The sequence below is a fragment of the Streptomyces sp. P9-2B-2 genome, from assembly GCF_030406865.1.
GTDB lineage: Bacteria > Actinomycetota > Actinomycetes > Streptomycetales > Streptomycetaceae > Streptomyces > Streptomyces platensis.
The window spans coordinates 885961-905103 of record NZ_CP129126.1; the positions used below are offsets into that span (position 1 = coordinate 885961).

The 19143-nt window shown below is 70.0% G+C and carries 21 protein-coding genes; 7 read left to right on the forward strand and 14 right to left on the reverse strand.

Annotated elements, in window-relative coordinates; translation table 11 throughout:
* Nucleotides 1-85: 85 nt before the first annotated feature.
* A complete protein-coding gene (locus QT196_RS03970; protein ID WP_168477573.1) occupies nt 86-1003 on the reverse strand; it encodes an SDR family oxidoreductase in 918 nt (305 codons plus the stop codon).
* Nucleotides 1000-1833, reverse strand: coding sequence for an SDR family oxidoreductase (locus QT196_RS03975; protein ID WP_168477575.1), 834 nt, complete (start codon nt 1831-1833; stop codon nt 1000-1002). Before QT196_RS03975 ends, QT196_RS03970 begins: the two co-directional genes overlap by 4 nt.
* 82 nt (nt 1834-1915) lie before the next feature.
* On the opposite strand from QT196_RS03975, the gene QT196_RS03980 reads away from it, so the two are divergent.
* From QT196_RS03980 to QT196_RS03995, 4 genes are read left to right on the forward strand one after another with little or no spacing between them, the layout of a single operon-like run.
* Nucleotides 1916-2689, forward strand: a complete 774-nt coding sequence (locus QT196_RS03980; protein WP_168477577.1) for an enoyl-CoA hydratase family protein — start codon at nt 1916-1918, stop codon at nt 2687-2689.
* Between the two features lie 3 nt (nt 2690-2692).
* Nucleotides 2693-3532 carry a CoA-transferase gene (locus tag QT196_RS03985; RefSeq protein ID WP_290354348.1) on the forward strand — a complete coding sequence of 280 codons (840 nt, stop codon included), beginning with the start codon at nt 2693-2695 and terminating at the stop codon, nt 3530-3532.
* Entirely contained in the window at nt 3529-4275 is a 747-nt protein-coding gene (locus QT196_RS03990) for a CoA-transferase (protein WP_168477581.1), read from the forward strand. The genes QT196_RS03985 and QT196_RS03990 overlap by 4 nt, the downstream gene beginning before the upstream one ends.
* A complete protein-coding gene (locus QT196_RS03995; RefSeq protein WP_290354349.1) occupies nt 4272-5345 on the forward strand; it encodes a nitronate monooxygenase in 1074 nt (357 codons plus the stop codon). Before QT196_RS03990 ends, QT196_RS03995 begins: the two co-directional genes overlap by 4 nt.
* Before the next feature lie 139 nt (nt 5346-5484).
* Here the strand turns inward: QT196_RS03995 and QT196_RS04000 are convergent, their stop codons facing one another.
* Together QT196_RS04000 and QT196_RS04005 are read right to left on the reverse strand one after the other, a co-directional pair.
* Complete coding sequence (locus QT196_RS04000) at nt 5485-6642, reverse strand: acetyl-CoA C-acetyltransferase (protein WP_168477585.1); 1158 nt, start codon at nt 6640-6642, stop codon at nt 5485-5487.
* 185 nt (nt 6643-6827) lie between these two features.
* Nucleotides 6828-7610, reverse strand: a complete 783-nt coding sequence (locus QT196_RS04005; protein ID WP_168477587.1) for an SDR family oxidoreductase — start codon at nt 7608-7610, stop codon at nt 6828-6830.
* Between the two features lie 228 nt (nt 7611-7838).
* On the opposite strand from QT196_RS04005, the gene QT196_RS04010 reads away from it, so the two are divergent.
* Both QT196_RS04010 and QT196_RS04015 read left to right on the forward strand, forming a co-directional pair.
* On the forward strand, nt 7839-9044 hold the full coding sequence (locus tag QT196_RS04010) for an acyl-CoA dehydrogenase family protein (RefSeq protein WP_290354350.1): 1206 nt from the start codon (nt 7839-7841) through the stop codon (nt 9042-9044).
* Nucleotides 9044-10090: an acyl-CoA dehydrogenase family protein gene (locus QT196_RS04015; protein WP_290354351.1), complete on the forward strand. Its 1047-nt coding sequence runs from the start codon at nt 9044-9046 to the stop codon at nt 10088-10090. Before QT196_RS04010 ends, QT196_RS04015 begins: the two co-directional genes overlap by 1 nt.
* Nucleotides 10091-10132: 42 nt before the next feature.
* On the opposite strand, the gene QT196_RS04020 is transcribed toward QT196_RS04015, so the two are convergent.
* The 9 genes from QT196_RS04020 to QT196_RS04060 are packed head-to-tail and all read right to left on the reverse strand — an operon-like array spanning nt 10133 to nt 16134.
* Nucleotides 10133-10672 (reverse strand): hypothetical protein, encoded by a 540-nt coding sequence (locus QT196_RS04020; protein WP_266734890.1) that lies wholly within the window; start codon nt 10670-10672, stop codon nt 10133-10135.
* Nucleotides 10672-11451, reverse strand: a complete 780-nt coding sequence (locus QT196_RS04025) for an aldo/keto reductase (protein WP_266734888.1) — start codon at nt 11449-11451, stop codon at nt 10672-10674. Before QT196_RS04025 ends, QT196_RS04020 begins: the two co-directional genes overlap by 1 nt.
* Entirely contained in the window at nt 11448-12041 is a 594-nt protein-coding gene (locus QT196_RS04030; protein WP_290354352.1) for an AAA family ATPase, read from the reverse strand. Before QT196_RS04030 ends, QT196_RS04025 begins: the two co-directional genes overlap by 4 nt.
* Nucleotides 12038-12640, reverse strand: coding sequence for a 3'-5' exonuclease (locus QT196_RS04035; protein WP_168477593.1), 603 nt, complete (start codon nt 12638-12640; stop codon nt 12038-12040). The genes QT196_RS04030 and QT196_RS04035 overlap by 4 nt, the downstream gene beginning before the upstream one ends.
* Complete coding sequence (locus QT196_RS04040) at nt 12637-13827, reverse strand: radical SAM protein (RefSeq protein ID WP_168477595.1); 1191 nt, start codon at nt 13825-13827, stop codon at nt 12637-12639. The genes QT196_RS04035 and QT196_RS04040 overlap by 4 nt, the downstream gene beginning before the upstream one ends.
* Nucleotides 13828-13855: 28 nt before the next feature.
* A complete protein-coding gene (locus QT196_RS04045) occupies nt 13856-14413 on the reverse strand; it encodes a nucleoside-diphosphate kinase (RefSeq protein WP_248001015.1) in 558 nt (185 codons plus the stop codon).
* Entirely contained in the window at nt 14410-15429 is a 1020-nt protein-coding gene (locus QT196_RS04050) for a thymidylate synthase (RefSeq protein WP_168477597.1), read from the reverse strand. The genes QT196_RS04045 and QT196_RS04050 overlap by 4 nt, the downstream gene beginning before the upstream one ends.
* A 59-nt stretch (nt 15430-15488) precedes the next feature.
* Complete coding sequence (locus tag QT196_RS04055) at nt 15489-15701, reverse strand: hypothetical protein (RefSeq protein WP_168477599.1); 213 nt, start codon at nt 15699-15701, stop codon at nt 15489-15491.
* A 19-nt stretch (nt 15702-15720) separates the two neighbouring features.
* Nucleotides 15721-16134, reverse strand: coding sequence for an ATP-binding protein (locus QT196_RS04060; protein ID WP_248001016.1), 414 nt, complete (start codon nt 16132-16134; stop codon nt 15721-15723).
* Between the two features lie 298 nt (nt 16135-16432).
* Between QT196_RS04060 and QT196_RS04065 the strand changes: the two genes are divergently transcribed.
* Entirely contained in the window at nt 16433-17767 is a 1335-nt protein-coding gene (locus QT196_RS04065; RefSeq protein ID WP_266734878.1) for a hypothetical protein, read from the forward strand.
* 3 nt (nt 17768-17770) lie between these two features.
* Here QT196_RS04065 and QT196_RS04070 read toward each other — a convergent pair whose 3' ends face one another.
* Nucleotides 17771-18802, reverse strand: a complete 1032-nt coding sequence (locus QT196_RS04070) for an NAD-dependent epimerase/dehydratase family protein (protein ID WP_168477603.1) — start codon at nt 18800-18802, stop codon at nt 17771-17773.
* Between the last annotated feature and the right edge of the window lie 341 nt (nt 18803-19143).

Consider the following 19143-nt stretch of genomic DNA (forward strand, 5'->3'; position numbering starts at 1 on the left):
GTCGGCGCAGCCTAGTGTGCACATGATCCGCCGGGAGGAATCCAACCGCCCGTTCTCCTCGGGTAGTTCGCGACCACCCGACCCCTCACCGTGCCCCGTACACCGGCTCCGGTGCCTCGGCGTCGGCCAGCAGCTTCCTGGTGGTTTCGCCTGCCTCGGCGGGGGTCCAGCGGCTGCCCTTGTCGGCGGTGGGGCCGGGGCGCCAGCCTTCCATCACGGTGATCCGGCCCGCCTCGGCCTCGAAGACCCGGCCGGTGACGCCGGTGCTGCCGGCGGACGCCAGCCAGACCACCAGCGGGGAGACGTTCTCCGGGGCCATCGCGTCGAACTCCCCGTCGGCGGGCGCCGCCATCGTCGCGGCGAAGGTCCGCTCGGTCATCCGGGTGCGGGCGGCCGGTGCGATGGCGTTGATCTGTACGCCGTAGCGGGCCATTTCGGCGGCGGCGACGAGGGTGAGGCCGATGATGCCGGCCTTCGCGGCGGAGTAGTTGCCCTGGCCGACGCTGCCGAGCAGCCCGGCGCCCGAACCGGTGTTGATGATCCGGGCGTCGGGCGTACGGCCGGCCTTGGTCTCGGCGCGCCAGTGCGCGGCGGCGTGCCGCAACGGCAGGAAGTGGCCCTTGAGATGGACCCGGATGACGGCGTCCCAGTCGTCCTCATCGAGGTTGACGAGCATCCGGTCGCGCAGGAACCCGGCGTTGTTGACGAGGGCGTCGAGGCGGCCGAAGGTGTCCAGGGCGGTGGTGATGAGCGAGGCGGCGCCGTCGGTGGTGGTGATGTCGCCGGTGTGGGCGACGGCCCGGCCGCCGCGTGCGCGGATCTCGTCGGCGACCTGCTGGGCCGGTCCGGCCGAGGCGCCGGCTCCGTCGGGAGCCACCCCGAGGTCGTTCACCACGACGTCCGCTCCTTCCGCGGCGAGGGCCAGGACATGGGCGCGGCCCAGACCGCGGCCCGCTCCGGTGACGATGGCGACGCGTCCCGTGCAGATTCCGTTACCGGTCATCTCAGGTCTCCTGTTCCGTCATGGCGGATCTCCTCGGGGACTTCGGGCGAGGTGGGGTGGTTGACGGTGGCGGCGTCGAGGAAAGCGGGGCGCTCACCGCCGCCGTGGACGAGCAGGCTGGCGCCGGTCAGATACGCGGCACGGTCGGAGGCGAGGAAGACGCAGGCGTCGCCGATCTCGGCGGGTTCGGCGAGCCGGCCGAGCGGGACGGTGGCGCCGACGGCGGCGATGCCGGCCTCGTCTCCGTAGTGCAGCGCGGCGAGTTCGGTGCGCACCATGCCGAGGACGAGGGTGTTGACCCGGACCCCGGGGGCCCATTCGACGGCCATGGAGCGGGCCAGGTGGTCCAGGCCGGCCTTGGCCGCCCCGTAGGCGGCGGTGCCGGGCGAGGGGCGGGTGCCGCTGACGCTGCCGATCATGATGACCGAACCGCCGCCCGGCCGGTCGCGCAGCACCTCGTACGCGGCGAGCGAGGCGGTCAGCGGCGCGAGGAGGTTCAGTTCGACGACCCGGGTGTGCCGTTCGGCTGCGGTCTGCCCGAGCAGCCGGTACAGCGTGCCCCCGGCGTTGTTGACCAGGCAGTCCAGCCCGCCGTGCGCCGCCGCGACCTGCGGGAAGAAGGCTCGTACGGCGGCCGGGTCGCGCAGGTCGAGGGGGCGGAAGTGCGCGGTGCGGCCGGCCGCGGTGACGGGGGTGTCCGGTGGCCGTCGGGCGCAGACCACAACCTCCGCGCCGGCCTGCAGGAACGCCCGGGCGATGCCCGCGCCGACGCCCCGGGTGCCGCCGGTGACGACGGCCACCCGTCCGGTCAGATCGAGGGTCAGGCTCATTCGGCACCCCTCCCGCAGCGCGCGATCCGCTGCTAGCTTCGCTACCTAACAAACGCTTGGTGGAAAGGTAGCTGATCGCCTCATGGGTGTCTCCACCTCCACACCGGACAAGGGCATCGCCGTCATCACCGTCGACTTCCCTCCGGTCAACGCCCTTCCCGTACAGGGCTGGTACGACCTCGCCGACGCGGTGCGCGCGGCCGGCCACGACCCCGGCATCCGCTGTGTCGTCCTGACGGCCACCGGCCGCGGCTTCAACGCGGGCGTCGACATCAAGGAGATGCAGCGGGACACCGCGGCCGGCGGCCACGGCATCCTGATCGGCGCCAACCACGGCTGCGCCGAGGCCTTTTCGGCGGTGTACGGCTGCGAGGTGCCCGTGGTCGCTGCGGTGCACGGCTTCTGTCTGGGCGGTGGCATCGGCCTGGTCGGCAACGCGGACGCGATCGTGGCGAGCGAGGACGCCACCTTCGGGCTGCCGGAGCTGGACCGCGGCGCGCTCGGCGCGGCCACCCATCTGGCGCGCCTGGTCCCCCAGCATCTGATGCGCGCGCTCTACTACACCTCGCGCACCGCCACCGCCGCCGAACTGCATGCGCACGGGTCGGTCTGGAAGGTCGTCCCACGCGCCGAACTACTGGACGCCGCATGGGACTTGGCGCGCGAGATCGCGCAGAAGGACGGCAGTCTCCTCCGGCTCGCCAAGGCCGCCCTCAACGGCATCGACCCCGTCGACGTGCGGCGCAGTTACCGCTTCGAGCAGGGCTTCACCTTCGAGGCGAACCTCAGCGGGGTCGCCGACCGCGTCCGCGACACCTTCGGTACGCCGCACGGCGCACCGGACAGGGAGGGCTGAGCGATGACCGACAAGACCATGACGCCCGAGGACGTCGTCGCCCGGCTGCGCAGCGGGATGACCCTCGGTATCGGCGGCTGGGGATCGCGCCGCAAACCGATGGCGCTGGTGCGGGCGCTGCTCCGCTCCGACATCACCGATCTCACCGTGATCTCGTACGGCGGTCCCGATGTCGGCCTGCTCGCCGCCGCGGGCCGGATCCGCAAGCTGGTCGCGGCGTTCGCGACGCTGGACTCGATCCCCCTCGAACCGCACTTCCGCGCGGCCCGGCAGCGCGGGGCGTTCGAGCTGATGGAGATCGACGAGGCGATGTTCATGTGGGGCCTGCACGCGGCCGCCAACCGGCTGCCGTTCCTGCCCGTTCGGGCAGGTCTCGGTTCGGATGTGATGCGCGTCAACCCCGGCCTGCGGACCGTCACTTCACCGTACGAGGACGGCGAAACCCTGGTCGCCGTGCCGGCCCTGCGCATGGACGCCGCGCTGGTCCATCTGAACCGTGCCGACCGCCTGGGCAACGGCCAGTACCTGGGCCCCGACCCGTACTTCGACGATCTGTTCTGCGAGGCCGCGGACCGCGCGTATCTCTCCTGCGAGCGGCTGGTGGACGACTTCGCCGCCGCGGCCCCGCAGACCCTGCTGGTGAACCGGCACACGGTCACCGGGGTCGTCGAGGCCCCCTACGGCGCGCACTTCACCTCCTGTGTCCCGGACTACGGCCGGGACGAGGCCTTCCAGAAGCTGTACGCGACCACGCCCTGGCCGGAGTTCGCCGAGCGGTTCCTGCGCGGGGACGAGAAGAGCTACCAGTCCGCGGTCGAGACCTGGCACGAGGAGCAGACGTGAGCCGGACCACCACCACGACCCGCGCCGAGTACTGCGTGATCGCCTGCGCCGACGCCTGGCGCGACAACGGCGAGGTGCTCGCCAGCCCGATGGGCCTGATCCCGTCGATCGGCGCCCGGCTCGCCAAGCACACCTTCGCGCCCGATCTGCTGCTCACCGACGGCGAGGCGACGCTGGTGGGCCTCGACGGGGCGCCCGAGGGCTGGCTGCCGTACCGCCGGCATCTGACCATGGTCACCGGTGGCAGACGCCATGTGATGATGGGCGCGAGCCAGCTCGACCGCTTCGGCAACCAGAACATCTCCTGCATCGGCGACTGGCAGCAGCCCGCCCGCCAGCTCCTCGGGGTACGCGGCGCGCCCGTCAACACGCTCAACAATCCGGTGAGTTACTGGGTGCCGAAGCATTCCCGGCGGGTCTTCGTCGAGAAGGTCGACATGATCAGCGGCGTCGGTTACGACAGCGCGGCCGCCGCCGGTCCGTCCGCGACCCGCTACCACCGCATTCCGCGCGTGGTCTCCGACCTCGCGGTCCTCGACTTCGAGACCCTGGACCGTGCCATGCGGCTCGCCTCCGTCCATCCTGGGGTGACGGCCGAGGAGGTCGAGACGGCCACCGGGTTCCCGCTCGCCCGGCCCGACGCGCTGCCGTTCACCCGGGAGCCCACCGCCACCGAACTGCGCCTGATCCGGACGGTCCTCGACCCGGACGGGCTGCGCGACCGCGAGGTGCCGCCGGCATGACGGCCACCACCGGGATCGAGACGCCGCTGACCAGGCTCGTCGGGGTGCGCCACCCCCTGGTGCAGACCGGCATGGGGTGGGTGGCCGGGCCCCGGCTGGTGTCGGCCGCGGCCAACGCGGGCGCCCTGGGCATCCTCGCCTCGGCCACCATGACCGTCGAGCAGCTGCGGGCGGCGGTCCGTGAGGTCAAGTCCCGTACGGACGCACCCTTCGGGGTCAATCTGCGGGCGGACGCGGGGGACGCCGCGGAGCGGGTGCGGCTCGTGGTGGCGGAGGGCGTACGGGTCGCCTCGTTCGCCCTGGCCCCCTCCCGTGAGCTGATCGCCCGGCTCAAGGACGCGGGGGTCGTCGTCATCCCGTCCGTCGGGGCCCGCCGCCATGCCGAGAAGGTCGCGGCGTGGGGCGCGGACGCGGTCGTCGTCCAGGGCGGGGAGGGCGGCGGGCACACCGGGAACGTCGCCACGACCGTACTTCTCCCGCAGGTCGTGGACGCCGTCGATATCCCGGTGATCGCCGCGGGCGGCTTCTTCGACGGCCGCGGTCTGGTCGCGGCGCTGGCCTATGGTGCCGCCGGGGTCGCGATGGGCACCCGCTTTCTGCTGACCTCCGACAGCACCGTGCCGCCGGCCGTCCAGGCCCGCTATCTGGCGGCGGCCGCCAAGGACATCACCGTCACCACGAAGGTGGACGGGCTGCCGCACCGGATGCTGCGCAGCGAGCTGGTCGAGACGCTGGAGCGGTCCGGGCGCGCCGCCGCGCTGCTCCGGGCGGTGCGCCATGCCGCGTCGTTCAGGAAGCTGTCCGGGCTGAGCTGGGCTCAGATGGTCCGCGACGGTCTGGCGATGAAACACGGCAAGGACCTCTCCTGGAGCCAGGTCCTGCTGGCGGCCAACACCCCCATGCTGCTCAAGGCGTCGATGGTCGAGGGGCGCACCGATCTCGGGGTGATGGCGTCCGGCCAGGTCGCCGGGGTGATCGAGGATCTGCCGTCCTGCGCGGACCTCGTCGACCGGATCATGGCCGAGGCGGGCCGGGCACTGGCGGGGCTGCCGATGGGGGCGGCGGACTGAGGGGATCGTGGGGGCTGAGCGGGTCGTGGCGGCGGCCCGGCTGGAACGGGTTCCGGCCGGGCCACGGCACGGGGCAGCGGTCGGCGTACGGGGGCGGCGGATCGCCGTACGGAGGCGGCGGGTGGTCGTACGGGGCCCGTCAGAGCCGCTCAATGATCGTGACATTGGCCTGGCCGCCGCCCTCGCACATGGTCTGTAGCCCGAACCGGCCGCCGGTGCGCTCCAGTTCGTGCAGCAGCGTCGTCATCAGCCGGACACCGGTCGCGCCGAGCGGATGGCCGAGCGCGATCGCGCCGCCGTTGACATTGACCCGCTCCGGATCGGCCCCGGTCTCCTTCAGCCAGGCCAGCACCACGGGCGCGAACGCCTCATTGATCTCGGTCAGATCGATGTCGCCGATCGACATGCCCGCCTTCTTCAGCGCGTACGCCGTCGCCGGGATCGGTGCGGACAGCATCCGGATCGGGTCCTCGCCGCGCACCGACAGATGGTGGATACGGGCGCGCGGGGTGAGCCCGTGGTCGGCCACCGCCCGCTCGGAGGCCAGCAGCATGGCGGCCGCGCCGTCGGAGACCTGCGAGGAGACCGCCGCGGTCAGCCGGCCGCCCTCGACGACCGGCGGCAGCCCGGCCATCTTCTCCAGCGAGGTGGTGCGCCGGGGCCCCTCGTCGGTGGTGACGTCCCCGTAGGCGACGAGCTCACGGTCGAAACGGCCCTCGTCGATGGCGCGGACGGCCCGCCGGTGCGAACGGAGCGCGAACTCCTCCATCTCCTCGCGGGAGATCTGCCACTTGGCGGCGATGAGTTCGGCGCCGTGGAACTGGTTGACGGGCGCCGCGCCGTAGCGGGCCCGCCAGCCCTCCGAGCCGGCGAACGGGCCGTCGGTCAGTCCCAGCGGGGCGGCGGCCTGGCGGCTGGCGAAGGCGATCGGGATCTGCGACATGTTCTGTACGCCGCCCGCGACCACCAGGTCCTGGGTGCCGGAGAGCACGCCCTGGGCCGCGAAATGGACGGCCTGCTGGGAGGAGCCGCACTGGCGGTCCACCGTCACGCCCGGCACCTCCTCGGGCAGCCCGGCGGCCAGCCAGCACGTCCGGGCGATGTCCCCGGCCTGCGGTCCCACCGTGTCCAGGCAGCCGAAGACCACGTCCTCGACGGCCGCGGGATCGGCGCCGGTGCGTGCCATCAGCGCCGTCAGTACATGGGCTCCCAGATCGGCCGGGTGGACGGCGGAGAGCCCGCCGCCCTTCTTGCCGACCGGGGTGCGGACCGCGTCAACGATGTAGGCCTCGGACATGGTGGTCTCCCTGGTCAGATTCTGCGGAGGTGCCGGTCGATTCCGCAAGGCGGTGCCGCCGGCGGGCGCGGGCGGCGAACTCCTGGAGGCCGTACGGCGGGCCCGGGCAGTGCCGGGCCCGGGAGCCCGGCGGGGGCGCGTACAGGTCCGGGTCCGGGTCCGGGTCCGGGTCCGGCCACCGTGGCTCACGCATGCTGCGAGCTGACGGACACCGTTTCCCCGGTCATGTACGAGGCGTAGTCGCCGGCCAGGAAGACGATGACATTGGCGACCTCCCAGGGTTCGGCATGGCGGCCGAACGCCTCCCGCTCGGTCAGCTCCGCGAGCAGCTCGGGGGTGGTCACCTTCACCAGATGCGGGTGCAGGGCGAGGCTGGGCGAGACCGCGTTGACGCGGACGCCGAATGCCGCGGCCTCCATGGCGGCACAGCGGGTCAGCGCCATCACCCCGGCCTTGGCCGCGGCGTAGTGGGCCTGGCCACGCTGCGCGCGCCAGCCGACGACAGACGCGTTGTTGACGATCACGCCGCCCGCGCCGGTGGCTTGCATCCGGCGCAGGGCGGCCCGGGTACAGCGGAAGGTGCCGTTCAGCGTCACATCGAGCACCTTGCTCCATTGCTCATCGGTCATCTCGACGAGGTCGGCGGTGCCGCCGAGCCCGGCGTTGTTGACCACGATGTCGAGCCGCCCATGCTGCTCTTCCGCCAGCTCCAGCAGGGCGTTGACCTGGCCTTCGTCGGTGACATCGCAGGGCAGCGCGGCCACCTTTCCCACGCCGAACTCCGCGGCGAGCGCCGCGGCACTCTCCTTCAGCCGGCGCTCATGGGCGTCACCGATGACGATACGGGCGCCCTCCTCCAGGAACCTGCGGGCGGTGGCGCCGCCGATTCCGGCTCCGGCGGCCGCGGTGATGACGGCGGTCCGGCCGTCGAGCAGATGGTGGCCGGGCACGTACGGGGGCGGTGTCATACGCGAGCCTCCAGCGGATGGTCTCCAGGCCGGTCCGGGTCCGGGCGATCCGGTCGCGGAGCAGCGCGGGCACTCGCGAGCGGTGGGGCCTCGACGCTGCTCATGGCGCTACGTTAACCTACCAAACACTTGTTAGAGAAGGAGCGCGATGGCGATGCCCGCTGCCCACGACAAGACACCCCCGCACGCCGGGCCGCTCCCCTGGACACCCTCGGAGGGGGACGCCTGATGGACCTCCAATTCACCGCCGCCGAGGAGGAGTTCCGGGCCGAGGCCCGCGCCTGGCTCGCCGGCCACGTACCCACCACCCCGCTGCCGTCACTGGAGACCGCGGAAGGGTTCGCCGCCCACCGGGAGTGGGAGCGCCAACTCGCCGCGGACCGCTGGTCGGTCGTCTCCTGGCCCGAGAAGTACGGCGGCCGGGCCGCCTCGCTCTGGCAGTGGCTGCTCTTCGAGGAGGAGTACTACGCCGCGGGCGCCCCCGGACGGGTCAGCCAGAACGGCATCAGCCTGCTCGCCCCGACCCTGTTCGAGCACGGCACCGAGGAGCAACGCGCCCGCGTGCTGGGCCCCATGGCACATGGCGAGGTCATCTGGGCGCAGGCCTGGTCGGAGCCGGAGGCGGGGTCGGATCTGGCCTCGCTGCGCTCGGCCGCCGTACGGACCGACGGTGGCTGGCTGCTGAGCGGGCAGAAGACCTGGTCGTCCCGGGCCGCGTTCGCCGACCGCGCCTTCGGGCTGTTCCGCAGCGACCCGGACACCGCCCGGCCGCACCAGGGGCTCACCTATCTGATGTTCCCGCTGGACGCGCCGGGCGTGACGGTACGCCCCATCGGCCGCCTCGACGGCAAGCCCGCCTTCGCCGAACTCTTCCTCGACGAGGTCTTCGTGCCCGACGCGGACGTCATCGGCGAGCCGGGCCAGGGCTGGCGCATCGCGATGAGCACCACCGGCAAGGAACGCGGTCTGACGCTGCGCAGTCCGGGCCGCTTCACCGCGGCCGCCGAGCGACTGGCCGCCCTGTGGCACGAGGCCCCCGAGGGGACTGCCCCGGCCCTCGGCGACCGGGTGGCCGACGCCCTGATCGGCGCCCGCGCCTACCAGCTCTTCACCTACGCCCATGCCTCCCGGCTCGCCGCCGACGAGGGGACCGCCCCCGATCGCGCCCAGCCGAAAGCGGGCGGCCTCGGCGCCGAGTCGAGCCTGAACAAGGTCTTCTGGTCCGAGCTGGACCTCGCCCTGCACGAGACCGCCCTCGACCTGCTCGGCCCGTACGGAATGCTCGCCGACGACGCCGACGAGGCGCCCTCACAAGGGAGTTGGGCCGAGGGCTACACCTTCTCGCTCGCCGGTCCGATCTACGCCGGCACCAACGAGATCCAGCGCGACATCATCGCCGAGCGACTGCTCGGCCTGCCGAAGGGACGCCGTTGATGCGGTTCCTCCTGACCGACGAGCAGCGGGAGTTCGCGCACTCGCTGGACGGCATGCTGAGCACGTCCGGCACCCCGGCCGTCGCCCGCGCCTGGGCGGCCGGCGACCACCAGCCGGGCCGGGCACTGTGGAAGCGCATCGCCCGGACGGGGGTGTTCGGGCTCGCCGTTCCGGAGCAGCAGGGCGGGTCGGGGCTGTTGCCGGTCGAACTGGCCCTCTCTTATGTCGAGTTGGGACGACACGCCGTTCCCGGTCCGCTGGTGGAGACGGTGGCGGCGGCCGCGTTCCTGGAACGTCTCGGGGCGGACGCGGAGGCCAAGGAATGGCTGCCGCGGATCGCCTCGGGTGGGGCCGTCCTCAGCCTGTGCGCCGGGGCGGGCCCGTACGCCCCGTACGCGGACGCCGCCGATCCGACCTACGCCCTGGACGCCAACGGCCCGGCCCGGTACGCCCTGGACGCCGACGCCGCCGATGCCGTCCTCGTCATACAGGGCGACACGGTCTCCCGTACGGACACCCACGGCCCGGTCCAGTCCTCCCTCGACCCGGCCCGGCGTCTGGCCCGCCCGCTCGACGGCACGGTGCTGGTGCGGGGCCCCGTGGTGGCCGCGGCCGCCGCACACGCCGTCGAGGTCGCACGGCTGCTCACCGCCGCCCAGTCCCTCGGCCTCGGCCGCGCCCTGCTGGCGGCGACGGTCTCCTACGTCCAGCAGCGCACCCAATTCGGTTCGCCCATCGGCTCGTTCCAAGCGGTCAAACACCGGCTGGCGGACACCCTGATCGGTCTGGAATTCGCCCAGCCGCTGGTCCATGCGGCGGCCCTGGCGCTGGCGGCCGGCGCCCCGTCAGCGGGCCGGGAGGTGGCGGCAGCAAAGGTCGCGGCAGGCGAGGCCGGGTACGCCGCCGCACGCACCGCACTCCAACTGCACGGCGCCATCGGCTACACGGAGGAGCTCGACCTCTCCCTCTGGATACGCAAGGCCCGCCCCCTGCGCGACGCCTGGGGCACCCCGGCCGCCTGCCGCGCCCGCGTCCTCACGGGGTGAGACGGGGGCGGGCCCCCTTTGCGTGCCTCTCCGAGGACGCCGTCATGTGCTTTGAGTGAGGCTTGGCGGTACGGAGGGGTGCACAACTCCCCCTTCGATATATGCCGTTTCGCCGGTGGCGAGGGCCTGTAGCGCAACCAAGGCCCGTAGCCTTCCGACTTCGTTGAGGTCCTTGAGAACGCGCATGGTGGGCAGAACGCGCACGTTCGCCCGAGGGTCGCGGTAGGCCAGGTGCCCGACGGCCGCGCGGGTCGGAGGCGCAGTCGCCAGCACGTGCGTGATGACCTTCCTGCGGCGCGTCTGCTGCCAGGCCAGGGCGACGCGGCGCAGGATGAGTAGCTCGCCTGGACCTCCACGAAGAAGGTCCTGCGCGGCCTGCTCGGGAGTCTGCCCGTCTTGCACTAATCCGGTGGGTAGCGTGATGCTGCCGAGGAGGTCAGCGACCACGACAGCGTCAGGCCCCACCGGGACGAGTAAGGAAACCCCGATGACCGGCGGTCGCCAGTTCTCGTACGGGGCCGTTTTCCGCGACGGTGCGCTGCTGCGTTCAGTCGAGGTGAGGAGTGCCGTGATCGTCGGCATCAGCGGGCCCCGACCGTCGCGGCGGCCACGATCTGTTCGAGATGCGCTGGCTTGCTGGTGCTGGGGATCGGGGCGACATGATCTCCGAGGTTGAGCAGCCAGTGCAGCGGGGTGAGGACTCCGTTGTCACGGGCCAGGCTGCCAGCGTTGAACGGCCGGTAGGGAACGTATGGGATACCCAACTCCCGGCAGAGCTCCAGCGCGGGGTCGTAGCGGTCGGTCATGTTCAGGACGTTTTGCACGGCCGCGACGGTGAGTTCCTTGCTCACCATGCGGATGTCCTCGGGGGTGACCTTTGACAGGCCGATGTACCGGATCTTGCCTTCGTCTTGTAGGGCCTGCATGACGGCGAGTTGGTCGGCAATCGGTACCTGCGGGTCGATGCGGTGGAGGTAGCAGAGATCCAGGGACTCGGCGCCGAGGCGGCGCAGGCTGGCTTCGACGCAGGCCCGGAGGTAGGCGGGGTGGCCGTGCGGTACCCACACGTTCGGGGCGGGGCGGAGCAGGCCGACCTTCGTGGCGATCAGCACATCTTCCGAGTACGGGTACAGGGCCTCTTTGATCAAGTGCTCGACGGTGTGGGGACCGTAGGCGTCCGCAGTGTCGATGTGCGTGATGCCGTAGGTGCGCACGGCCTGCCGAAGGACGCTGAGCGCGGTGTCTCGGTCCTCGGGGTCACCCCAGGTGCCGGGGCCGGTCAGGCGCATGGTGCCGATTCCGAGCCGGGAGAGGGCCTTTCCGGCGATGGTGATGGTGCCCGCGGGCGGCGTGGAGGTCATACGGCGGCCTCCCGGAGGCAGAGCTGAAGGGCACTCTCGACGGCGCTTGTCTGGCTGCCGGAGTCGCTGGTGACCCGCCGATGCGGGATCTGCTCGCCGGCCAGAAGGCCGTGTGTGTGGCGGTCGACCAGGCGGCGGTATCCAGCGTCGTAGTCGTGGCTCGCATCGGCCGGCACGCTCTCATCCAGCACGGTGGCCAAGAGCAGTTCGTACTTTGGGAGTTGCGTCGAGGCTAGGAGCAACAGCCGCTCATTCTCTAGCCTGGGAAGGCGTTCACCGCGGTGCTCCAGGGCGGCGCGGAGGTAGGCCAGCGCGTCGAAGGCGGCGCGGTCGGCGAGGACGACGTCGGCGCCCTGCGCAGCGCAGGCGATCTCGTCGGCGATGCCCTGGGTGATGATCCACTCCGTGGATTGGACGGTGTGGTGCTGCATCTTGGGCAGACCGATGCCGGCGGCGCGCTTGGCCAGGCGGCCGGTGCGGGCCACGGTGAGCCCGTGGCCGCGCAGTTCCATCTCGATCCGCCGCAACAGCTTCGTCTTGCCGGTGGAGTGGGTGCCGAGCACTCCGATGCAGACGGGCTTCTGTGTCACCACAGCGTGGGGTCCTTTGCTGGTTCGGGGGCACCAGGCAGGCCGGGCGGCACGGCCGCGGCGACAAGCTGGTCCCAGGTGTCGTAGTGGGCAGCCATGGCGATCAGGAGCTGCGCCGTGGCGTAGGCGTCGTAGGTGGCCCGGTGCCGCTGGGCCGGGGCGTGGGCCAGGTCCGGCTGGACGTGCTCGATGAGGGCGTCGAGGGAGTACTTCGGCAGGCCGCGGTAGGTGGCCCTGGCCAGCCGGAGCGTGTCGAGCACTCCGGCCGGCTGCCACTGCGGGAGGTGCGCGGCGAGGACCTTGTAGTCGACGTGCGCGTTGTGGGCACAGATCCACGACGTGCCCAGGAGCCCGTGGACCTGATCAGCGATCTCCTCCCAGCCCGGCTTGTTCGCCAACCGCTCGTTGGTCAGGCCGTGGATACCAGCAGCCACCGGGGTGACTGGGCGACGCGGCCTGGTCAGCCACGCCCCCGCCGTGCCCTTGTCCGGCTGCCCGTCGCATACGGGAAGGGCGGCGACCTCAACCAAGTCGGGCGGGTTGGTGCCGTTGCCTTCGACATCCACAACGAAGAGCGCGGGCCAGGAGGAGAAGTTCATGCGGTCGTGGTTCCGTTCTCCGCCTTCCAGCCGATGGGGGCTCGGCCGTGCTGGCGGTGGTGGTGAGGCTTAGCGCGGTCGTGGCACTGGTAGCCGTAGCCGTGCTGGAGGAAGTAGCGCGGCGGTTCGTCCAGTCCCTCGACGATGATGGCGCGCTCGGTGACCTCCACCGTGCCCGTCGCGCCGAGTTCCCGCGCGTCCTCGGTAACTTCGGCTAGGTCGGGCTTGCGCCAGGCCCGTCGGCAGAGGGCTAGCTGCTCTCGGGGGCAGATGTTGCAGAGTTCCCTGATGCCGTAGTGGCCGTTGTAGTCGGCCTCGCCGTGGGAGTAGGCCACGGCGCAGCTCGTCTTGCGGAAAAGTGCTCCCCAGGGGGCGGTGACGTGTTCGGGCGTGTGGAAGGAGTCGAGAATTCGCTTCTCGGCCGCCTGGGGCATGATCTTGCGTCGGGCCGTGTCCTCGTACGGCAGCGGCAGGCCGTGCGCCTCGTAGTAGGCGGCGATCTCCTTGCGGAAGAACAGCCCGGTGAACACGGTGGCGTGCGCCTGGGCGGACAGCTCGCGGGCTCGCTCCAGGTGCGCGTCGCTGTCGTTGAGGCCGGGGACGATCGGCCGCCAGTACAGCACGGTGCGGTACCGCTCGGCGTGGTCGAACAGGGTGCGCAGGCTGGTCGCGGCGATGTTGGAGTCGACCGGCTCGATCTTCTCGTTGTCGATGCCTGAGTGAGTGACCAGGAGGGTCAGTCGCAGGTTCTTGAAGGAGTTGAGTACGGCGCAGTCCTCGGGTTCGATGCGCCAGCGCGTGATGATCAACAAGTGATTCGTCAGGCCCTGGTCGTCCAGGTGCCGGAGCACGTTGAACACGTGCGGCTTCACGACGGGCAGCATCGGGTCCGTGGCGCGGTTCAGGAGCTGAATCGGAGTGCGGTGGGGCTCGAAGTACTTGTGGTGGACGAGGCTGGCGACGGCTTCCTCATCGCTCATGAGGCGCCGGGGCACCTTCATCTCGAAATTTTCGAAGAGGTGCCGGACGCAGTACCCGCACTCCAGCGGGCAGCCGACGATCCAGTTGAGGCTCAGGCCGGACTTGCGGTACTCGATCACGTCGGCGAGCGACGGCTTCAGGCCGCGGATCTTCTGCGGGGACAAGATCGGCAGAGCGCGGCCGTGCGGGGCTACGGGGACGTTCATATGGTCCTCCAGAGCAGGGCGAAGGGAGTCACGCGTCAGTGGGTGTGGTCTGGAGCGGGACGTGCGCCAGCAGTTCGCGGCGGCCGGCACCGAACCAGGTGCCGAAATCACGGCGCGCGGCCTGGGCGTCGTCCGAGGTGTGCACGAGGTTGCGCACAAGCCGCTTCTCGGCGAGGGCGGCTTCGAGGCTGTCGTCGCCGAGGTCGCCGCGGATCGTGCCGGGCGCGGCCTCGGTGGGGTCGAAGTGCCCGAGGGCCTGCCGCAGTCGGCCGTGAAAGCCGGGCTCGCCATAGGCGAGCGCGACCGTGACGGGCCGGTCAACGTACATGGCGTCCAGACATGCCGGGATGTCCCGGTCAGGGAACCAGTCCGCGTCCACCAGCAGATCCCAGTAGTGGACGTGGGCCTGCCACGCCTGCGCGGTGAGGTCCCGGCGGCTGCTGATGGTCACGCCAGCAGCGGCGATCCGTTCGAGCACGGCGTCCACGAGCCCGCGCCCCACCGCGTCCGGCTTGCACAGGACGACCGACCAGCGGTCGAAGTCGACTCCCTCGACCACGCCGCCGCTCGGCGGCTTCCGGTTCACTGCTCGCCCCCGGCGGTGACACAGGCCGGCCAGCGGCGTCCGACGAGCCACCGCAGACCGGGGTGCAGCGCATCCAGCACATCGCGGCGCACAGATTCGGCCTGTTCGTGCTCGATCTGCCGGTACATCTCGAACAGCAGCACGGCCTGCTGCCAGTAGATGTCCACGTCCAGGCCCGCGACGTCCTCCGCGGTGTACTGGGCCTGGTTCGTGCGCAGCAGTTCCTCGTGCTCCAGGACCCGCGCGATGGTGGCCGGCGTGGTCTCGGCCGACATCGCCGGGAACGGGAAGTGCTGCGGGTGGCGCCGGGCATCGGCCTCGTACAGCACCTCCTTGACGCGCTCGGCGTTCCGGTCGTTGACGTGCGCCGAGCCGATGGTGTGCGTGTAGGTCCCCAGCTCCAGGCCGAGCTGTACGGCCGCGTACTCCTGGATCATCGTGAAGCTGAACACGTCGGACAGCAGACCGCAGTCCAGGTCGTTGGCTCGCATATTGCACACCATGTGGAGGCTTCCACCGCGGGCAAGCAGATGCAGTCCGGCTAAGCACGCCATATCGGGGTTGTCGCTGACGGCCAGCTCAGTGGCTGAGAAGACCGGTAGGTAACCCCTTTTGCTGTCGGTCTCCGTGCGCAGCAGCTCCAGCACCCGGTCGAACGGCGAGACCGTGTCGCCGGAGGCCGGGTTGAAGAGGGTGTAGCCGTAGGCGGAGCCGCCGAGGTTGACGCCGTCCGCGGAGCTGGAGCGCATCGACGGCGCGTAGTAGCCGATCATCTCCAGGTCCCGGCGGCCGGCCAGGTACCAGAGCGCCTCGGCGAAATGGAAGACCGGGTTGGCCCTGCGCACCGCCAGGTACGGCAGTCGCTGGCGGGGGTCGGGAAGCCGGAACTGGACTCCGACCACCTCACGCGCGTCGTTGCCGCGCGCGGTGATCTGGTGCTCGGGCTCTTTCGTCGCCAGCCTGAGCAGCGCCAGGTAGGCGCCTTCGACGCTGCGGAACGTGGTCGGTGTGAGCACGTTGCCTCCAGAGGTAGTGGTTGCTGAGCGGGTGGTGCGCCCGCCCGCCATCAGGGCCGTCACGCACCTTTCAGCGGGTGGGAGTTGATGGGCTGAGCTCGTTGGTCAGCGACGGGGCCGGGCTGTGGAGTCCGTTGACGAGGCGAGCCGGCGGCGCGCCGACCGACGAGGGCGAGGAGCGCGACCACGACGCCGGCGTCGGCGAGGTCCGGGTCTGCCAGGCGCGCACGGACGCCTTCGTAGTCGTACGCCTCGCTGGCGGGCAGAGCCACGCCCGAGTCGATGTGATGTTCATGCGGCCCCTTTGTTGGAGGCCCGGATCTCGAACCAAACGTGCTTGCCGTCCGAGGTGGGCTCAGCGCCCCAAGCGTCGGCCGTCTTGCTGAGCAGGAACATTCCCCGCCCGCTCTCGGCGAACCAGTTCGGTTCACGGACGACAGGGAGATCCTGGCTTTCGTCGCTGACGACGATGCGCACACCCGAAGGCGTGATCTGGAGGAGGAGAACGCAAGCAGCTGATCCGGTGTGCTTGTGCACGTTGGAAAGAAGCTCCGTAACGCACATGGCAGCACGTTCGACTAATTGGCCCCGGCCCCAGTACCGGAGGTACGCGCCGACGATCCGGCGTATGCGTTCGAGGTTTTGCGGCTGAACGGTCAGCTCTTGTCGGTACTGCTGAGTGCTTGCTTCTGCCATGACGGCCATGGCTCCTCCATCGTCCTGACGCCGATTCCCCAATGGACGGACCTGCGCCGGCCCTTTCGAGACGCGAATCCGGGACGGCGGGGGGAGACCAAGATTGTCGTCGCCGCGAAGGAACCGCCATGTCACGACAGATGCCACCTCGTACAACACCGGGTGACACGGGTATCACCGACACGTCATCTGGGCCTCACTTGCCCTCAAGGTCTCTATCGCTGCCTCAAGTTGGGCAATAGTGGCTGTGGGCCCCAGCCGCTAGGGGACCGACCACTAACGGATCGGCTGGAAAGGAACATCGGCCATGAACGCGCGGACACTGCTCCAAGTGCTGGTTCAGGAGCGGGGATGGACGTACGACGTGTTCAGGCGGGCTTACGAGAAGGCCGCCCAAGAAGTATCCACAGCAGCCGGTGAGCCCCCTTCTACCGCGACGGTGGAGGAGCAGACATTCCGTCGATGGACCTCAGGGCGCGTCAAGGGACTCCCGAACCAGCCTGCGCCGCAGGTTTTGGAGCACATGTTCGGGTACACCGCACGCCTGCTCTTGGACCCGCCGACCGAGCTGCCCCGGGATGCGCCTGCGAATCACGTACTTGCGCTCAACGAAAGTGAACTTGCGATGACTGCTCGGGATGCTGCCGCACATGCCGGTGACGCTGCTTCTCTCAGCGTTCCGGACATGACGCTCGACCAACTCAACGACGATGTCGTGGCGCTGGCCCGCGGCTACAATCGCACGTCGCCGATCGAGGTTTACCGGCGCGCCAAGGAACTCCTGGACATTGCCCAGTCCTTGCTGGAAAGGACCCAAGTACCCCGCCAGCGGACGCGCGGGTACCTCGCAGCAGGACAGTCCGCTGCCCTTCTGTCAGCGGTCTGCTTCGATCTGGGGTCTCTTCCTGCTGCCGTGTCGCTGTCGCGAACCGCAGCACTCTACGGTCAGGTCATTGAGCACGGCCCGCTCCAGGCATACGCTCACGGTGCGCTCGCCTTCCTGGCGTACTGGGGCGGTCGTCCCTCGGAGTCTGTCCGGCTCGTTCACACTGCGCAGAGTTTCGGAGGGATCGGCGACACTGCTCGCAAACGCCTGTCCGTCATCGAAGGTCGCGCCTACGGGCACTTGGGGGATCGTCGGGCGGCAGAGTGTGCCGTACGCCGTGCTCTTGAGCAGAACACGGGGGCACGAGATGAGCTTCACGATGACATCGGTGGCGAGTTCGGCTTCCCGAGCGACCGTGTGGCTATGAGCAACGCCACTACCTATCTGCTGATGCGCGAGGCTGAGGGCGCTGAGACAGCAGCAATCGGTGCCCTGCGTATTCTGAGCAGCAGGCCAGAAGACCAGCGACCACTGCTTGTCTCCACCCAGGCTTCCGTGGATCTCGCCCGCGCCCGGCTGCTTCGCGGCGAACTCGACGGCGCTCATGAAGCTCTTGAGCCTGTCTTCTCCGTGCCTACCGAATGGCGTGGGGCCGGGACGCTGGAACGCCTGGCCGCAGTGCGTTCCGGGCTTTGCCATCCCGACTTCGTTGGTGCAGCCGAAGCGAGCACGCTCGGTGAACGCATCGAGGAGTTCAGTGCGGCGGCAGCAGCACACAAACTGGGAGCTGCCGCACCATTGGCTATCGAGAGCTGACGGCTATCTCCCCAGCTTCGCGAGGATCGCGGCTTCCTTTGCCATCGAGATGCCGTGCTCGGCCCAACGGGGATGTTCAACCGGTGTACCACCACCCCGCAGCCACTCCCACGTAGCAGCGACCGTCTCCGCCAAGGGGCGGCACCGCAGGCCGGCCGCTTGCGCAGCAGAGGAGTCGATGCTCCACACACCTGCATTAGTGCGCCAAAGCGGCAACTCAGTCCACTGCTGCACACCGTGCTCGATCAGAAGGTCGTCGGGCGCCCAAACTAGGTGACCGGCCCGCCCAGTAACTTCGAGACAAGCCGTGAGGAGTCCGCTCATCGTCTCGCGGCCAATGGGCGCCGTCACGTTGAATGCGTCCCCGCCCGGCGAAGCAGCTTGATCAAGTGCGAAAGCGGCCACGTCCCTGACGTCCACTGGCTGAATCGTCTTGTCTGCCTCGCCGGGCGCGAGGACTGCCCCGCCCTTCTCTGCCCTTTGCAACCACCACGGAAGACGCCCCACGTACTCCCCAGGCCCCAAGATCACACCCGGGCGGAGAATCGACACGCGAGTTGCGCCAAAGACTGTCAGCGATGCCCGTTCAGCCCCCGCCTTCTGCCGCCCGTAGTACCAGTCCGGACCATCCCAGTTCGCGGGCAGACGACCGTAGTCGACGTCGGCATCAGCTGGCCCATCGAGAATCTCTGAAGACTCCGTCAATGGTTCGTTCGGCCAGCCCCGATAGGCATTGACCGTAGAGATGTACACGTACTTACCTGCTACGGGCTCCAACGCCTTCGCCCCAGCCAGCACGTCTCGGGGCGCGAGCTCGGAGGCTGAGGTGTCGATCACGGCATCCCACGGCCCGTTCTGTGCGAGTGCCACCAAATCTTCCTGCACCCCGCGGTCCCCGTGAACCTCACGTGTCCCCTCCAGTGCAGCGCCGGATTTGCCCCTGTTGAATGTCCAAACTGACCATCCACGCTCAAGTGCCGCCTGAGCAACAGCTCGCCCCAGGAACCATGTCCCGCCCAATACAAGAATCTTCATGACGCGATCCTGCCTGCTGACACGCCAACTACGCCACGGCCCCCTTCGTCACTGCGCGCCTGACCTATCGCTACCGGTAGCGGCGCGCGGGCGCCAGCCAACACATGCTCAGCCGCATGCGTGAACACCTCTGGAGTTGTTGCCTGCCGCAGGGCCGCACAGCATTCGATGCATCCCTCGCATGCTCCCCTCCAGCCATCACGCGGACAACTTCACCGCCGCGCCTCCTTGCCCGAAGGTTCGCGCAGGATCACGGCCCGGGTGATCAAGGCGCAGGACTACGAACGCGGCTGAGCGGCGCCGCTACCGCCGCGTGAGCCTCGCGATGAAGTTGTCTACGA

What these genes read in the sequence shown, in the direction of transcription:
- QT196_RS04065 (WP_266734878.1), top strand. Translation starts at nt 16,433, where the DNA reads ATGAACGCGCGGACACTGCTCCAAGTGCTGGTTCAGGAGCGGGGATGG.
- QT196_RS04010 (WP_290354350.1), top strand. Translation starts at nt 7,839, where the DNA reads ATGGACCTCCAATTCACCGCCGCCGAGGAGGAGTTCCGGGCCGAGGCC.
- QT196_RS04060 (WP_248001016.1), bottom strand. Translation starts at nt 16,134, where the DNA reads ATGGCCGTCATGGCAGAAGCAAGCACTCAGCAGTACCGACAAGAGCTG.
- QT196_RS04015 (WP_290354351.1), top strand. Translation starts at nt 9,044, where the DNA reads ATGCGGTTCCTCCTGACCGACGAGCAGCGGGAGTTCGCGCACTCGCTG.
- QT196_RS04000 (WP_168477585.1), bottom strand. Translation starts at nt 6,642, where the DNA reads ATGTCCGAGGCCTACATCGTTGACGCGGTCCGCACCCCGGTCGGCAAG.
- QT196_RS04020 (WP_266734890.1), bottom strand. Translation starts at nt 10,672, where the DNA reads ATGCCGACGATCACGGCACTCCTCACCTCGACTGAACGCAGCAGCGCA.
- QT196_RS03970 (WP_168477573.1), bottom strand. Translation starts at nt 1,003, where the DNA reads ATGACCGGTAACGGAATCTGCACGGGACGCGTCGCCATCGTCACCGGA.
- QT196_RS04005 (WP_168477587.1), bottom strand. Translation starts at nt 7,610, where the DNA reads ATGACACCGCCCCCGTACGTGCCCGGCCACCATCTGCTCGACGGCCGG.
- QT196_RS04035 (WP_168477593.1), bottom strand. Translation starts at nt 12,640, where the DNA reads ATGAACTTCTCCTCCTGGCCCGCGCTCTTCGTTGTGGATGTCGAAGGC.
- QT196_RS03985 (WP_290354348.1), top strand. Translation starts at nt 2,693, where the DNA reads ATGACCGACAAGACCATGACGCCCGAGGACGTCGTCGCCCGGCTGCGC.
- QT196_RS04070 (WP_168477603.1), bottom strand. Translation starts at nt 18,802, where the DNA reads ATGAAGATTCTTGTATTGGGCGGGACATGGTTCCTGGGGCGAGCTGTT.
- QT196_RS03995 (WP_290354349.1), top strand. Translation starts at nt 4,272, where the DNA reads ATGACGGCCACCACCGGGATCGAGACGCCGCTGACCAGGCTCGTCGGG.
- QT196_RS03980 (WP_168477577.1), top strand. Translation starts at nt 1,916, where the DNA reads ATGGGTGTCTCCACCTCCACACCGGACAAGGGCATCGCCGTCATCACC.
- QT196_RS03975 (WP_168477575.1), bottom strand. Translation starts at nt 1,833, where the DNA reads ATGAGCCTGACCCTCGATCTGACCGGACGGGTGGCCGTCGTCACCGGC.
- QT196_RS04025 (WP_266734888.1), bottom strand. Translation starts at nt 11,451, where the DNA reads ATGACCTCCACGCCGCCCGCGGGCACCATCACCATCGCCGGAAAGGCC.
- QT196_RS04040 (WP_168477595.1), bottom strand. Translation starts at nt 13,827, where the DNA reads ATGAACGTCCCCGTAGCCCCGCACGGCCGCGCTCTGCCGATCTTGTCC.